This window comes from Vibrio sp. J383, assembly GCF_023503985.1.
GTDB lineage: Bacteria > Pseudomonadota > Gammaproteobacteria > Enterobacterales > Vibrionaceae > Vibrio > Vibrio splendidus.
Genome location: NZ_CP097293.1, coordinates 1,020,527 through 1,036,344, shown reverse-complemented (window position 1 = coordinate 1,036,344; position 15,818 = coordinate 1,020,527). Strand labels below are relative to the sequence as shown.

The following is a 15,818-nucleotide window of genomic DNA, read 5'->3' as shown; positions in this document are numbered from 1 at the left end:
TGGAATTGCCATCTCGATAGTCATATCGAACTCATTGAGATGGTCACTGCACGGATTGCTATACCCGTTGACGGTCAGCACGCTAACTATTAGCTCTGCTCGTTAATATAAACAGCAAAAAGAGCAACATTGATATGAGAACCATTGTTTGTAACTCGCTGCAAAGTTTTTGGGATATGGCTGATAACCAATTCTTAGAAGGGCTAGACGTACACTGCGTGTTCCCTGTTAGCGAGAATCTAAAAGAGTTTATTTTGAATTGCCAAGCAAAGTACAAGATAAACCATATATCGTTTACTCGAGCGTTTTTAAGCAAAGAGTCTTAATAACGTTCAAAGCAACCAGGGATGGTTGCTTTGTGTTTATCTAGTTCTAAGTTCAAGCCCTTTTCTAGCGGCCATTAACGACTAATTCGTTAACCGACTGCCTAAACCACTCACTCGCTCTGTTTTCACCTTAATCCCACGCTTCAACACATTTGTGTCGCTGAACATCATCAGTCGTTTCTTAGCACGCGTAATACCGGTATAGATAAGCTCTCGCGTTAAAATAGGGCTGAAGTCTGGCGGTAAGATCATCAAGGTCAGATCAAATTCACTGCCTTGAGATTTGTGTATGGTCATCGCATAAGCGGTCTCATGCTCGGGTACTCGGCTTGGTAGTACGGCTTTCACACTGCCATCGGGCAACTCAAAATACACCTTCAGTCGAGGTGTGGAATTCGCACTATTTGACTCTAAAGTCGTTGAATCGGCTTCGAGCATACAGATACCAATATCACCATTGTACAAACCTAAACCATGATCATTACGCGTCACCATGACTGGTCGCCCGTGATACCACAATTCATCGTTGTGCGGATTCACCAAGCGTCTTGCGGCAAGTGCCCTTTCGATTCTGTGGTTTAGGCCTTTAACACCAAAGTCACCTTCACGAATAGAACACAGCAATCGACATTGGCTAAACAGGTCGAGAACCGATTTTGCGCGTGATTCTTGAGTCTCTAGCTCTTCAAGCGGTACATTCATTCTATTGAGATATCCACCATATTCATTGACCAAAGTTCGCAGCATCAAGTTATAGCTGTCACTAGACAGGGGATGGTTTTCGATGTCATCAAACCCTTTCGCAAAGACTTGGTCTACTTGACTCGCCGAGCCGTTATTGATCGCTTTTGCCAACTGCCCGATACCTGAACGCGCATCGAAACGATAACTCTTCTGCAGCATACACAAGCTGTCTGCAATCGCAGGCGGATTTACCGATCCAGCTTTGACCTGCCTTGTATTAGCTATCGCATCAAAGCCTGTCATTTCCGCAATCAAATTGCCTTGCGCTGTGCTGTAGCCTGTTGAATTAAACGAGCAGATATCACCCAACACGGCACCAGCTTCTACTGAAGCGAGCTGATCTTTATCACCAAGCAGAATCAACCTTGCGTGTTCAGGGAGTGCATCCACCAGCTTATACATCATCGATAAGTCGACCATCGATGCTTCGTCCACCACCAAGATATCAAGGTGAAGTGGATTGCGTCGGTTGTGTCTAAACTCGGCACGGTTGGGGATCGCACCAAGTAATCGGTGCAAAGTGCTCGATTCCGTCGGTATGTTGGCCTTCACTTCAGGTGCTAAAGGCAGTTGTTCAATCGCTTTACCAATCGACTCAGTTAAACGTGCTGCCGCTTTACCTGTCGGTGCCACCAGCTTGATCGTCGGTGTTTTACCTTGGCTGAGTGATTGCTCGACCATAGCCGAAAGCAACTTAGTTACCGTGGTCGTTTTACCGGTACCCGGCCCACCAGAAATCACCGCGAAGCGACGACTTAACGCCACCGCTGCCGCTACTTTTTGCCAGTTCAAACATGCCGATAGCGGTACCAAACCGTCTAAAACATCTAAGTCCGTTACCTGCTTAGCTTGGACAATCGCTTGGTCTATCGCGCCCCAATTCAGAGGTTGCTCATCGACGATATCAAGATGATCACACACCAGTTGCTGGCGTAATACCTGAGACGTTTGTTGGTTTGCTTCAGCCTTGGCTAAGGCATTAAACAGAAAATGGTAACTGCGTGCGAATAACTGATTCAACGTTTTGGTTAGCGCTTTTTTCTGCTCAGAATTGAACTCTACTGGCTTACTTAAACGGTTTAAGGTCTCAGCCAACACAACTTCGTAGTTCCAATAACGCTGTAAGTAGACACGCTGTCCATCAAACATCAGCGGCTTAACACAGTCATTGGTTGTTCCAACTAGGTTAGATGATTGCAGAACAGTCACCCAATCAATACCCAACAGCTTTTGGTTCAATTGCAGTGCCGTTTCACCGTATAAGCCAAGCAACGGAGCAAGGTCTGTCGCTTGAGCAAGCTGAATACAAATATGCCCCTTGCCTAATTCATGGCTCACCACCCCAGCTAGAAAGCCGATCTCTTGATAATGACTCGTCGCTTGCTGCGCAATAAAACGAGCAAACTGATAATCCAACTGACGAATCGAACCCTTTTCTGCAAGAAACTTGAGTACATCCATTAACTGCTCAGGGATAAGTGAAACTGGCTTAACAGAGTTCGCTGTTTCTATGCTGGTATTAGTGGTCGTTGTTGTCATTATAGAAGCCCCATCTGTCCAGTTTCATTATTATTCAATTGCGCTGAACGTCTGTCTATCACTTTACCGTCAATCAATTGATCCATTTCATCGAGCAAAGCCAGTGTTGGTTTAGCCGAGAAAATACCTTGTTGTGATTGACCATCCATCCCTCTTAGGAACAAGTAATAAACCCCGCCGAAATGTTGTTCATAGCTATAATTCGCAACACGGCTGCGTAAGAAGCGGTGCAATGCCAACGCATAGATTTGATATTGCAGATCGTAGCGGTGGTCGGCCATCGCCGATTTCAATGCCTCACCATGATAGACGGCAACATCATCACCTAGATGGTTCGATTTCCAGTCGAGTACATAGTATTTGCCTTTATGTTCAAATACTAAATCGATGAAGCCTTTCAACATGCCTTGTACAGTTTGGAAGCCGAGATCACCCGCTTTAGCCGATAGCGGATCATGATATTGAATGGTTTGATTGAGCTCAGATGCGGCCAACACTTCGATCGGTAACAAGAACTCCATTTCGACTAATCGTTGAGTTGAGTCTTTCTCACTCAGCTTTAGATTTTTGCCATCTAATGCGGTGTTAAGCACCGTATCGACAAGCTGTTGAAGTACGGGTAGCCACTCTAGCTCGTATTGCTCTGACTCTAACAAGTGAGTGATTACTTGCGTGTTATGGTCACTGGTTGCAGGCTCTGTAAATTCAACATCCTCAAACAAGGTGTGTAAGAAGGTACCAGGGCGAGCGCCGCGAGGGAACGTGAATATAGAACGTTCAGGCTCAATCAGTTCCGACTCATCTTGCTCATCGGCTGAATCAATATCAAACCCAGACACCTCAATCGTCGCATCATGGCTTGCACCGTGGCTGCCTTGTTTTACAAGCCCCGAGTAACTGGTGATTCGCCAAGCTCGGTCAATTGAAGCCTTCAGTTCGCTAGCCTGTAAGTCGTCACTCACTTGTTCTGCCTGAACAAACACTTGCTCGTGAGCGGTTGGTGTTTCAGACAGTAATACGCTTGAATTCTTACCCTCAATCGCTGACAGAGCTTGATGTAACTCGGCGATGCCTTGCTCTTGTCCATTTTGAACCAAATAGCCCATGGCACTCAAATGTACACCGGTCGGCTCTTTGGTTGAGCGGCCTTTACGTAGCGGTGCCATGCCAATGAAACAACCGTATACCGCACGAGTAAGTGCTACGTAAATTAAACGTAAGTCTTCCGCCAATCGTTCTTTATCAGCTTGTGCTAAGGCACTGTCGCTACCGGTAATATCAAGCACTGTGGTATCTGACTCGTGATCGTAGAACTTGCCTTCACTCGCTTCACGGTAACTCGCGACAAACGGCAAAAATACGAGGTCATATTCCAAGCCTTTCGACTTATGAATGGTAACGATTTGAACCAAGTTTCTTTCTGATTCAAGGCGTTGAATGTCGTCATCACTACCGCCTAAACCATTTTGTGCATCTGATATCGCTTCTGCCAACCAACGCAACAAGCCATAGTCACTGTCGAGTTCCTGCCTTGCTTGTTGTAGCAATTCGCCAATGTGCATCAAATCAGTGAGTGAGCGCTCACCATTTTCTTCTTCCAGTAAGCGTTCCGCGAGATGTCGTTTACTGATCACACTGCGCAGCATTGGTAACACACCGCGCTGTATCCACAGCTTGCGGTATTCTCGAAATTCGTTAACGACGTTTTCCCACACTACTTCATCGTTGTTGAGTTCATCCAATGATGCGGCATCCAGAGCAAACAACTCGGAGGCTAAACTGGCGCGCAACGCACGGTCATTTTCCGGTGTCAACACCGCCTGCAATAGGCGTTGAATATCTTGCGCGACCAAGCTGGTGAATACACTGTCTCGGTTAGACAAGTACACGCTCGCAATGCCTTGTTCCGACAACGCATTTTTAATTAGGCGACCTTCACTACCGGTTCGAACCAAGACAGCAATATCACCCGCATTCACGGCATGTTGTTTTTTGCCGTTATCAAAATAGGCTTGTTGATTTTGAGAAGCAGTCAGAATAGTTTGAATTTGACTCGCCGTCGCCTCAGCCATGGCTTTGTGATATTCGCCTTTTGGTAATGGCTTATCTTCAGCATCTGGCAGCCAAAAGGTCAGTGCGTGCTGAGTTTCTCCGTTCATTACCCATTGGCGTTTATCAGCCGATGGGCTGGCTGCGACGGGCAAAAATGGAATGTCTTGGTCGTAGATAAACGGGCTATCCGAATTCATAAACACTTGGTTTACCGCGCTGACCATATCAGCACTCGAACGCCAGTTAGTCCCTAAAGTGTAGTGAGCACTAACTTGGTTTCTCGCCTTGATATAGGTAAAGATATCCGCGCCACGGAAGCCATAAATAGCCTGCTTCGGGTCACCGATCATAAACAGACCACATTGCGGGTTATCTAAATAAATTCGGCTGAAAATACTGTACTGCAGCGGGTCGGTATCTTGGAATTCATCAATCATCGCCACTGGGTATAAGGTACGAATTCTTTCCACCAGCAGTGATTGCTCATCCACATCAATAGATGCAGATAACTGAGTCAGCAAGTCATCAAACGATAGCCATTGTTTCTGCTGTTTAGCCTTAGCTAACATGATTCGACAATGAGTAATCGCATGTGCCAACAATGGGGCTTTCAGATCTGCAGGAGAATCTAAGAAATCTTCAATCGCTTCGAAAACGGCATGCTGAGGTGCGGTGCCTTTTGGTGTTTTCTCGATTAATGTTGCTTGTGAGAACTTCTCTAGTTTATCTGGGAACTGGTAATCATAGGTGTCGCTCTGCGCCCATCCTGTTACTGCTTCTAACCAAGTCGGCAGAGACTTCTTGGTGTAGCTGCGCTTGTTCACATCTGAACCTGAAATCAAAGCCAAAAAGTCCGCTTCGGATTCACACCACAGCGCTTTAAGTTGCTTAACTTTGTCTAGGTTTTGATTGTGCAGAGTTTGCAGGTCGCCCGACATCGCATCTACGGTCAACTTCAGCGGAGATCCTGTCAGGTAGCGATTTACGTCAGCCAATAACGAAGCGGGAGAGCCCCAAATATTTCGCACTTCACCAGCCAGTTGAATTGGCAGCGGGTAGAACTGCTTACGCCAATAGTCGGCAACCACTTGTGCTTTCAGATGGCTTTCATCGGTCACAAATTCATTATCAAAACGGCTTCCAGACTCGAAGGCATTCTGAGTCAACATTCTCTGACAGAAACCGTGAATGGTGTAAACCGCAGCCTCATCCATTTGCCTTTCAGCATTGAGCAGAGTTTTCGCAGCGCCAGCATGATCATCGATAGCTTGTAATAAAGGAGCAATCACTGGGTCGTCACTTTGCCCACGAGCAAACGCAATACGTGCATCATGGATTCGAGCGCGGATACGATCGCGTAGCTCTGCCGTTGCGGCTTCAGTAAAGGTCACCACCAGAATTTGGTCTACGGTAAGCGGCTCATGGTGTCGAGTGGCTTCAGTCAGATCACCTTGCGGCGCAGCGGTACCGTGCCCAAGCAGTAGGCGCAAATACAAGCCAGCGATGGTAAATGTTTTACCCGTACCCGCTGATGCTTCAATTAAACGCGCGCCATGAAGTGGAAACGTCATGGTATCAAGTGTTTGTGGAACGATTACCTGAGCACTGCTTGTGGTCGTCATGCCTTACTGCCTTCTGATAAATTAGTCTGTTACAAATGTGACCTAGCGTAGAAAACGTCATTCAATTTACGTCCTACGCCAATTTGTTAATAGTTAGTGCGATCTCTCTCACGGATCAATTCAGATCGCCTCGCTACTATGCGCCCACGAGTTCAGGAGCGCGTATGAGTTTTGTACTTTACAACGTTACTTTGAACCACAGAATAATGGTCCCTCTGACCTGTGGCCGTACAGCAAACGCCCTACACTAATAATGATTTACTGGCGGCCACTTTATTTCCTGTACCTTGCTTCTCTTCACCTTGATTCCCTTCATCTTGAAAGCAGGCATCCCAACTACTTACCAGTAACTCTCTTTCGTCTTTCATTAATTCAGCGCTCCCGCTATTGATCTTATCGATCACAGCCACTTACTCCTGATCTTCCAGATCGGCAGCAGCCAACCTTGCCGCCTGTAACACAAGCGTTGAATACATACGCGACTCAGCAGCCAGTTCATCATCCCACTTAGGCCAGATTCGAGAGATGTAGGTATCTCTGCCCTCGCCCGTGAAGGCGAAGCTGTCATTAAAGGTATCGGCCATTTTCTTAAGCGACTTTTCTTCGTCATCGACCCATTTACCACGGCTAAAGCCCGCTTCAACACCAGCTAATGCCGTTTTCGGGAAGTAAGGCAATGGCGCTGTCATGCCTTGGTAAAACAGTCGCACTAACTCCGCCAACAAACTCTTCGCCTGCTGTACATCACCAATAGGTTGTAGTGTTTGGTGAACCACGCCCATATTTCTGTCATAGCCAATAATATGGGTCGTTTTTCCGTGCCCCATAACAGCGCATGATAGATGATCAATCCACGCTGCCAAATAATCTTGAGAGCGTATTTTACCGCTACGGAAACGTACTAGACCTGATTGATAGTTTTGAGTTAACCAACCCATCAAGCGAACAGGTTTACCTTCGCCCAACACATCAAACTCGATATTAACTTCGAGATCTTGTTGCGGTGATCCGCTCACAAATCGAATCTCTTTGGCTAAGTCTTCCGCTTGAACACGGTTGGTTTCAAATTCGATATCACCAAAGGCTCCGACCGGTAATCGACCCTGTGCTTTTTGCTCAGAGACAAACAATCGAACCGCTTCGTCTGCGCCTTCAGGGTGGTCTAGCAGCACTTGCAGCAAAGCATCCTTAAGTTGGAAACTCTCTAAACCATTAAGTACGAACGGCTCATCATCTTCCATCACAGGAAGTGGCGGCTCAAACACCACTTTTAGACGGCGATTAAAGAAGTACTGCACTGGCAAACGCCAAAAACGCTGCAGTTCAACTAGGTCAAGCTCCAATGGATAAGTAGCACCAAGCAAATAGTCATCCAAAGCACGATTGAATTCACCACTACGCTCACCAGAACGGTTAGCGGCAGGAAGCCATTCTTTGGCGTAACTCAGCACATGGCTTGCATCACCTTGAGTAAAGGCTGCTGGGCTAAATGGTGTCATGGTGTGTTCAAAGCTGATCGCTTGAGTCAGGTTGATACCAGAATCATCGCTTGGCAACGCTTGGTCTTCACTTAAGCAGTAGTTCTGTTGGCAGTATTCAATCAACTCTGAAACCAATACCGACGGCACTCGCTCGGTATTATCTTGAATCGAGCGGCCGACATAGCTGATGTATAAACACTCTTGTGCCGACAACATCGCCTCTAAGAATAGATAACGGTCATCATCACGGCGAGAACGATCGCCAGGTCGAGCTAGACTCTTTTTGCCTACGCCATTCGGCGAGCGAGTTTGGCCGCTCATCAAGTCAAAACCTTCTGGCGGCATTGAGCGAGGGTAAACACCATCATTCATACCTAACAAACAAACGGTTTTGAACGGAATAGAACGCATCGGCATCAGGGTACAAAAGTTAACTTGGCCAGCTAAGAAACGCTGGCTAATGCGCGCGCCAGATAACTTATTATTGAGGTACTGGTAGATAATGCTTGGCGACAGTTCTTGTTCATACAGGGCATCATCAAGCTGTTCATTCAATTGCGAAAGTGCATCGCGAATCGATTTGAGCACCACCTCGCCTTCTAGCTCCACTGCAAAGAAATCATCAATCATTTGCAGCAAGGTTTCACGCCACATATCGATAGATTGGGTTTCAGTTAAGCGTTGACGGTAATGGGCAATACGATCGATAAAGTGCGCTAACTTACCAGCAAGTTCGGCGTTAATGCCTTGAACTTCGTTATAAGCAGCAATCGGAGAGTGTTCGGTTTCAAACAAACCCGCAGAGTCCGACATCGCATATCCTAATAACATGCGCTGAATGCCAAATAGCCAGGTATTTTGCTCGGTTGCAGGTAGGTCAAATTCTGTCGCCGTTGAAGCGTCAACACCCCAACGGATGCCCGCTTCTTCAACCCATTGTTTGGCTTGCTCGAATTGAAACTCATCAATACCAAAGCGCGCCATCATTGCAGGAATTTCTAATAGCTCTAGTAACTCAGACGCTAAACAACGCGTATTCGGTAGCGCGACCAGCTGCATGAAGGCGGTCAGAATTGGGCTTTCTTGGTCTGCGGTTCTATCAGAGATCGAGTAAGGGATATAACGCTCACCCGGAGCATTACCAAATACCGCCTGAATCGCTGGGCTATAAGCATTAATATCAGACACCATCACGATGATATCGCGGGGTTTCAGTGTCGGGTCAGCATCAAACATTGCCAACAGCTGATCATGAAGGACTTCAACCTCACGCATTGGGCTATGACAAGCGTGTACCGTCAACGATCGATCGCCAAGTTCAACCACCTGTTTATGGTTGCTGGAATCTAAGATGTGGTCGTCTTGATGCTCTTCTAACTGGAGAATGTCGGCTTGCAGTTGATGCAGTAAGTTATCCCTCTCAACATCAATAAAGAACTCATGCTCTTCGCTGTCTGATTGAGATAGTAAAAACAGGTTATCTCTGCCCAGCTTACCCATAGACGCAAGTAAACTATTACCCACGGCTTGGTTGGTGTGTAGTTCGTCTTCAACGTTGGCTTCAATGCCATCTTTCAATGGTGAAGCTTCACCCTCCAATTCAGGTAAACCATCAACCAACGCAAACTGCTTACGACGCTGGGCTTCAACTCTTGCCAAATATTTACGGTCGCGAATATCGCCCCAGTAATGTTGGCAAGGGTTGGTAAACATCAAGTGCACATCAATCTGCTCACCGAGTGCTTTCAACGCATCCATGTAACGAGGCGGCAACGAAGAAATACCAAACACAAATAAGCGTTTAGGCAGATGCTGCAAATGTCCTTGTTGATTAGCTAGCGCTTCAATAAAGTCGTGATACAAGTTACCACGGTGGTATTTTGATTGGCCTTGAGACAAGGTTTGCTCATAGAGTGCTTGCCACAAAATTGGCTGCCAAGGATGCTCTTGCTGCCCTTCATCATCGACCAATTCAGCAACGGGCTCTCCCGCTTCCCACATCGCCATCCATTCAGGTCGATACACCAAATAGCCATCGAAGATATCGGCAATTTTTTCTGCCAATTGGTACAACTTCGAATCATCTTCGTCGTTTTCAAGATAGCGCTGTAAAGGAAGAAAATCAGGGTGGTCAAGCTTAGCGGGTAGCAAACTCATCAGCTTCCACGTCATTGCTTCTTTGTTAAACGCACTGCGTTTAGGGACATCAGGAAGCACTTGGGTAAACATATCCCAAATGAAGGTTGCTGGAAGAGGAAAATCTATATTTGCTGCTACACCAAACTCTTTGGCGAGTTCCATCTTAAGCCATTGAGACATACCTGGGCTCTGAACCAAGATCTGCTCTTTTTCGAAAGGATTGGCTAAAGGGTCACTTTTGATTAAGTGAACGAGAAGGATTTTTAAAGTATCGACTTTATTGGAATGGTAAACAGTAAACAAAGTGCACTCACGCTAATCTTGCCACAATATAAAGCCAGATTAGCATAAGTGCCGAGTTTGGATTAGGAATATAAGCTTATGAAATACTGAAAACTTAAGGTCCGTTTATCTTTTGAACTATTGCTTCTTACAATCGACTGCCTACCGCACTTAGAACGCGGTGAGGTTTGTAATTCATGTAATAACGAACCGCCACATAACCCACCACAAACGTTGCCACAATCAATTCTAAATACGCTAAGTTGAATACTTGCTTAATGTAATGATCTTCCACCCCGACGGTTTGCATCCAAGCTGCCAATTTGAATAACGCCGTTGCACCAATCACGATAGGGAAGGTAAACGCCGCATAGCCCGGGCTGAATGGCAGGCGAAGTAGTTTGAAAAACGCGATGTAGATAATAAATGTCATCAACACTGCAATACCAAAGAGTAACCCAATGATCACTGGCGAAGGGTTTGCCGTCACCGTTAGATAACCCGCTAAAGATAGACTTGCTGGTGCCGCCATAATCGCGATGGTTGGTTTTGCAGCATCTGGCACTTCGTGAGAGAAGATCAAACGGTAAACCATCAGTGGTAGCATCACAGCGTAAACCAATAAACCGAATACCAAAGTCACGTTCGCTACTGCCTCTAAAACTGGATTACCAGAGAAAGACACGTCAGCCACGATAATACCGATCGGTGGCACAAACCAGCTTGGTACCATGTGGTGAATCTCAAAGTTTTTAGCTCTGTGGTACAAAAAGCTCACTAGAAACACAACGTGCAAAGCCACAGAAGCCAGCCACATCGCTTCTTGTAAAAATTGAGAGATTGGCGCCAAAGATGCTGATACCACCATGCACCCCATCGCAAATGTTGGTACCACACTGCCGACAACAGGGTGAGCAAGATCTTCACGCAATAGGTGGCCATGAATCAAAAATTTCACAGCTAAAACAAGAAGCAATACCGCTGCAATACCTGCACTGATCCACTGCACTAAGCCTGGAGTGTGCAACATACCTTGTGCAACTAAAACGCCATCCCAGCACCAGCCTAAGCTTGCGATTGCTAGTGCTAACCCTGCCATGGGTGTTGGAGCTCCTGTTAATCTATATTTAATACGTTGAATCATGTCAGCCTCTCTTAAACTTAATTCACTAAACTTGTGAACTCATCAGCTTGTTGAAGCCATAATACGCTTGCACTTCGTTAAACAATATCCAATTATATATAACAAGCGTTCATCAATACTGAACAGATCTTTCCGCCAGTAGCGTAAAACTAGGAACCTGATGGCTAATATCTCAATCAAACAACTCAAAGTGTTTGTCACCATTACCCAACATTCGACTCTTACCGCCGCATCGGAAGCACTGTTTTTGTCTAAGGCTGCTGTCAGCATGGCGCTGGGCGAAATGGAGAAACAATTGGGCCACTCTTTATTTGACCGGGTCAACAACCGATTAATTCTCAATCAAGAGGGACAAAAGCTTCTTCCTTTGGCTGACGAGATTCTTCACAGAGCTGCAGGTATCGATGTTTTGTTCCGAGATGACCAACCATTAAGTGGCAATTTAAAGGTTGGCGCGAGTGACACGATTGGTAATCAGGTTGCACCGTTTATTTTGTCAGGCTTTAGAGAGCGTACTCAGCATCAAGATCAGAGCTTATTTATTTCAAATAGTGCGCTGATCTGCCAAAAGTTGGTGGATTATGAACTGGATATCGCGTTAATTGAAGGAAAAACACTCCATCCAGAACTCATTTCGAGTCAGTTTAGCAGCGATGAAATGTGTATTATTGTTAGTAATCAACACCCTCTCACTTCAAAAGAAAAAGTGATTTTAAGCGATTTAGAAGATAGTCATTGGATTTTACGTGAGTCTGGTTCAGGCACTCGCGAGTTTTTCCTGCGTGCCGTCGCACCTCGTATCGAACATTGGTATGAGTCCTTTGAACTCAACACCACCGAGGCCATCATCAATTCTGTTTCTGCCAATCTTGGATTCGCGTGTTTATCACGGTTGGCGGCGCAACGAGCAATTGACTCAGGCCGAGTGAAAGCACTCGATGTCCCACTCGACATGAAACGTCGATTCTGGATGCTGGTCCATAAAGACAAATATCAAAGCCCGCTACTGAAATCTTTCATGAGTTATTGTGAAGACTGGGCTACACATCAAGATTGAGGCCACATTGTTAGGGCTCCAACTGGACTTTTAACATCAGAAACTGTATAAAAAGCCAGTAAAATTTTATCAAACTTAGAGGATTAACCATGGCTGTTATCGTCAAGTACGTGGTCGAACGCAACGGAGAAGAGAAAATGACTTTTACCTCTAAAGCCGAAGCTGACGCATACGACAAAATGCTGGATATGGCTGATGAGCTTTTTGAACTGTTAAGCAAAAGCGATTTAGTTGAAGATGAAGGCAAGCAAGAAGAACTTGCAATGTACCTAGCGAAGAATAAAGAAGAAGTTCTTTACGCACTAGGTGCTAAGCGCAAACCAGCTCCGAAAAAAGAAAAGAAACTTGAAGCTGTTGAAGACGCAGAAGAAGATGCAGCATAACTAGCTGATACCTTTCTAAAAAACGTCAATAATGCCTCTAATAAGAGTCCGTTATTGGCGTTTTTTTATACTTATTGAAATATAATGAAGCTTTTTTATAGTCGAAATCGCTCTAAACATTCGCTTGCACAAAAGTGTGATAAAGATCTAATCTATAGTCATCAGGTGATGGGGTTCCACCTAAGCTTTTGCTTCAACCGCCCGTTCTTTTCGAACAGTGCTAATGACTCCTACAGAATCGAAAACAGGTAATACTGTTGGATGTATCGCTACTCCTCCATTTTGAAATGGACTTAGTCTATCAAGACCGAGCTCTACGACACCTTTGGATTACCGATACTCAAGATCTGTAGTGAATTAGCCGCACCTCTTCCAACACGTCCTGTTTTCTCAACGCCCTAGGCCTTAACTGGCTCTATCAGTGAGAAAACATTATGCACTACTCTTCAGAAATTCAATCAATGTGCCCTATTCAAAGGGGTGATCTTCACACTTCAGCTCCAATTCCAGTTGAAGGCGCTATGGTTAGCCCAAAAGATGTCATCGCTATTTCTGGCTTAAGCCATGGTGTCGGCACTTGTGCACCACAACAAGGTGCAGCCAAACTGACGCTAAACGTAAAAAACGGCATCATCGAAGAAGCATTAATCGAAACGATTGGTTGTTCAGGCATGACTCAATCAGCCGCGATGGCAGCCGAAATCCTCACAGGAAGAACCATTCTTGAAGCTCTGAATACTGACTTGGTGTGTGACGCTATTAACGTAGCCATGCGCGAAATCTTTCTGCAATTTGTTTATGGTCGAACTCAATCTGCTTTCTCTGAAGGCGGTCTAGAAATTGGCGCTGCATTAGAAGACCTAGGTCAAACACAACGCAGCCAAGTGGGTACCAGCTACTCAACCTCAGCGAAAGGCGTTCGTTACCTTGAGCTAGCCGAAGGTTACGTGACCAAGCTTGCACTTGATGATCATAGTGAAGTGATTGGCTACGAATATCTCAACCTCGGCAAAATGATGAAGGCGATTAATCAAGGTATGTCAGCCAATGAAGCAGCTGACCTTGCGATGGGGACTTATGGTCGCTTCGATGAAGCCGTAACCACCATTAACCCACGCCAACAATAATTTTTGCCAATTTAGAGGAAAGATATGATGAACACTCAATTTAATGAATCAGTAACTCGCGTATTGGCAGAAATGAACTTCGACTCTTTAGAGCAAGCGAACCAATACTGTAAAGCCTACAACGTTGATCCAAAAGCCATGGTGATGGACACCCAACCTATTGCTTTTGAAAGCGCTGCCGATGCTTATATCCTTGGTTCAGCACTAGCTCTATTCCGCAAAGCAAGCAACGCTGAACAAGCTGCGAATATCATTGGTGAAGGCCTTCAAGCATTCACCAAACCCGGTAGTGTTGCTGAGCAACGTCAAGTGGGTATCGGCCACGGTGCGCTAGCCGCGCGTCTTCTCAATGAAGAAAGCCACTGCTTTGCTTTCCTTGCGGGCCATGAATCTTTTGCTGCTGCAGAAGGTGCGATTAAAATCGCACTCAACGTCAACAAATCACGTCACAACCCATTGAAGGTAATACTAAATGGTCTAGGTAAAGATGCGGCTTACTTAATTTCTCGCATCAATGGTTTTACCTATGTTCGCACTCAATACGATTACCAAACAGGCGAGCTTATTGAAACAGAACGTCGCCGCTTCTCACAAGGCCCTCGCGGAGAGATCTTGTGTTACGGCGCTGATGATGTACGTGAAGGCGTGGCAATCATGCACAGAGAAGAAGTGGATGTAAGTATTACGGGTAACTCAACTAACCCAACGCGCTTCCAACACCCTGTTGCAGGTATCTACAAAGCAGAACGTACTCGCCAAGGTTTACCTTACTTCTCAGTTGCTTCAGGCGGCGGTACAGGTAGAACATTGCACCCAGATAACGTGGCAGCAGGCCCAGCGTCTTACGGCATGACAGATACCATGGGCAGAATGCACGCTGATGCTCAGTTCGCAGGTAGCTCTTCTGTCCCTGCTCACGTGGCAATGATGGGCTTCATCGGTATGGGTAACAACCCAATGGTCGGTGCGACAGTCGCTCTCGCGGTTGCTGTTAGTGAAGCTCAAAACGCCTAACCACTGAACTTCATAAATCTAATTAGAGGCTCCATAAGAAAACCGTTAATTGATAAACCGACAATAACGCGAAAATGAACCTCGACATCTATCACTAAAACTAAACAGCCAGTTTAAAGCTGGCTGTTTTTTATCCATATTTGCTCTACTATCTATTCCTAATCGTTATTTATCTATAAGATTAAATACACCTATCGCTAGGTATTTAACCTTATATTTTTAAAGGAATAATATGAAAGAGTTGATCATTCATACCATCACCGTATTCATGGGCTTTTTTGCCATCATGAATCCCATCGCCAATACCCCAATATTTTTGGGTTTAACGGCTGATAACAATAGAGAGATGGTGAAGTCGATCGCTTTTCGCTCAGTGCTCATCGCCTTTATCATCGTGAGTACCTTTGCAATTTCCGGCAAGCTCATCTTTGATCTGTTTGGCATCACGCTTTACGCACTGCGCATAACCGGCGGTATTCTTGTATTTCTTATTGGTTTTCACATGCTGCAAGGTGACTCGACACACGCCAAAGCAAAAGAGAAGGTCAATTCAGACGCGCAGCAAGATGCAGCATTGAGTATCGCGGTATCACCTTTAGCCATGCCAATACTGGCGGGCCCAGGCACCATTGCAACTGCGATGAATTTTGCCAGTACCGAAGGTATTTACGAGACCATCATTACCATTGTGGCATTTGGCCTCCTCTGCACCCTAACCTACGTCTTATTTGTATTCGGCGAACGCTTCGTTAAAGCTGTCGGACCAAGTGCATTGAACGTGATAACCCGAATGATGGGTTTGATACTTGCCGTCATCGGTATGCAGATGCTGATTGAAGGGATTGAACAGGCTTACAAGGCTCTGTTTATCTAGTTAATACCTCGAAATTCCAATACAAAAATAGCCA

11 protein-coding genes and 1 riboswitch are annotated in these 15,818 nt (G+C 45.7%); of the genes, 6 read left to right on the top strand and 5 right to left on the bottom strand.

Annotated features, from left to right (window positions below):
* The first annotated feature begins 134 nt into the window (after positions 1–134).
* Positions 135–326, top strand: coding sequence for a hypothetical protein (locus M4S28_RS04610; protein WP_004735192.1), 192 nt, complete (start codon positions 135–137; stop codon positions 324–326).
* Positions 327–407: 81 nt separating this feature from the next.
* On the opposite strand, the gene recD is transcribed toward M4S28_RS04610, so the two are convergent.
* From recD to M4S28_RS04585, 5 genes are all read right to left on the bottom strand, one after another.
* Positions 408–2,609, bottom strand: a complete 2,202-nt coding sequence (gene recD / locus M4S28_RS04605) for an exodeoxyribonuclease V subunit alpha (protein WP_249632388.1) — start codon at positions 2,607–2,609, stop codon at positions 408–410.
* Positions 2,609–6,283, bottom strand: coding sequence for an exodeoxyribonuclease V subunit beta (recB, locus tag M4S28_RS04600; protein ID WP_249632387.1), 3,675 nt, complete (start codon positions 6,281–6,283; stop codon positions 2,609–2,611). The genes recD and recB overlap by 1 nt, the downstream gene beginning before the upstream one ends.
* Before the next feature lie 242 nt (positions 6,284–6,525).
* Positions 6,526–6,687 (bottom strand): hypothetical protein, encoded by a 162-nt coding sequence (locus M4S28_RS04595; RefSeq protein WP_249632746.1) that lies wholly within the window; start codon positions 6,685–6,687, stop codon positions 6,526–6,528.
* Between the two features lie 6 nt (positions 6,688–6,693).
* The gene (recC, locus tag M4S28_RS04590) at positions 6,694–10,206 is read right to left on the bottom strand and encodes an exodeoxyribonuclease V subunit gamma (protein WP_249632386.1); all 3,513 of its coding nucleotides are present in this window, start codon (positions 10,204–10,206) and stop codon (positions 6,694–6,696) included.
* A 127-nt stretch (positions 10,207–10,333) separates the two neighbouring features.
* On the bottom strand, positions 10,334–11,329 hold the full coding sequence (locus M4S28_RS04585; protein ID WP_249632385.1) for a TDT family transporter: 996 nt from the start codon (positions 11,327–11,329) through the stop codon (positions 10,334–10,336).
* Positions 11,330–11,489: 160 nt separating this feature from the next.
* Here M4S28_RS04585 and M4S28_RS04580 point away from each other — a divergent pair, with 160 nt between their 5' ends.
* The 5 genes from M4S28_RS04580 to M4S28_RS04560 all read left to right on the top strand — a co-directional run bounded on the left by M4S28_RS04580 (position 11,490) and on the right by M4S28_RS04560 (position 15,784).
* Positions 11,490–12,386 carry a LysR family transcriptional regulator gene (locus M4S28_RS04580; protein ID WP_249632384.1) on the top strand — a complete coding sequence of 299 codons (897 nt, stop codon included), beginning with the start codon at positions 11,490–11,492 and terminating at the stop codon, positions 12,384–12,386.
* An 89-nt stretch (positions 12,387–12,475) separates the two neighbouring features.
* Complete coding sequence (locus tag M4S28_RS04575; protein WP_004735185.1) at positions 12,476–12,769, top strand: YebG family protein; 294 nt, start codon at positions 12,476–12,478, stop codon at positions 12,767–12,769.
* Between the two features lie 155 nt (positions 12,770–12,924).
* Positions 12,925–13,009, top strand: a riboswitch (Fluoride riboswitch).
* Positions 13,010–13,203: 194 nt separating this feature from the next.
* Positions 13,204–13,896 carry an iron-sulfur cluster assembly scaffold protein gene (locus M4S28_RS04570; RefSeq protein ID WP_065206889.1) on the top strand — a complete coding sequence of 231 codons (693 nt, stop codon included), beginning with the start codon at positions 13,204–13,206 and terminating at the stop codon, positions 13,894–13,896.
* A gap of 24 nt (positions 13,897–13,920) precedes the next feature.
* Complete coding sequence (locus tag M4S28_RS04565; protein ID WP_249632383.1) at positions 13,921–14,910, top strand: GGGtGRT protein; 990 nt, start codon at positions 13,921–13,923, stop codon at positions 14,908–14,910.
* A gap of 232 nt (positions 14,911–15,142) precedes the next feature.
* Positions 15,143–15,784 (top strand): MarC family protein, encoded by a 642-nt coding sequence (locus M4S28_RS04560; protein WP_249632382.1) that lies wholly within the window; start codon positions 15,143–15,145, stop codon positions 15,782–15,784.
* The last annotated feature ends 34 nt before the right edge of the window (positions 15,785–15,818 follow it).

What these genes read in the sequence shown, in the direction of transcription:
- M4S28_RS04610 (WP_004735192.1), top strand. Translation starts at nt 135, where the DNA reads ATGAGAACCATTGTTTGTAACTCGCTGCAAAGTTTTTGGGATATGGCT.
- recD (WP_249632388.1), bottom strand. Translation starts at nt 2,609, where the DNA reads ATGACAACAACGACCACTAATACCAGCATAGAAACAGCGAACTCTGTT.
- recB (WP_249632387.1), bottom strand. Translation starts at nt 6,283, where the DNA reads ATGACGACCACAAGCAGTGCTCAGGTAATCGTTCCACAAACACTTGAT.
- M4S28_RS04585 (WP_249632385.1), bottom strand. Translation starts at nt 11,329, where the DNA reads ATGATTCAACGTATTAAATATAGATTAACAGGAGCTCCAACACCCATG.
- M4S28_RS04580 (WP_249632384.1), top strand. Translation starts at nt 11,490, where the DNA reads ATGGCTAATATCTCAATCAAACAACTCAAAGTGTTTGTCACCATTACC.
- M4S28_RS04575 (WP_004735185.1), top strand. Translation starts at nt 12,476, where the DNA reads ATGGCTGTTATCGTCAAGTACGTGGTCGAACGCAACGGAGAAGAGAAA.
- M4S28_RS04570 (WP_065206889.1), top strand. Translation starts at nt 13,204, where the DNA reads ATGCACTACTCTTCAGAAATTCAATCAATGTGCCCTATTCAAAGGGGT.
- M4S28_RS04565 (WP_249632383.1), top strand. Translation starts at nt 13,921, where the DNA reads ATGATGAACACTCAATTTAATGAATCAGTAACTCGCGTATTGGCAGAA.
- M4S28_RS04560 (WP_249632382.1), top strand. Translation starts at nt 15,143, where the DNA reads ATGAAAGAGTTGATCATTCATACCATCACCGTATTCATGGGCTTTTTT.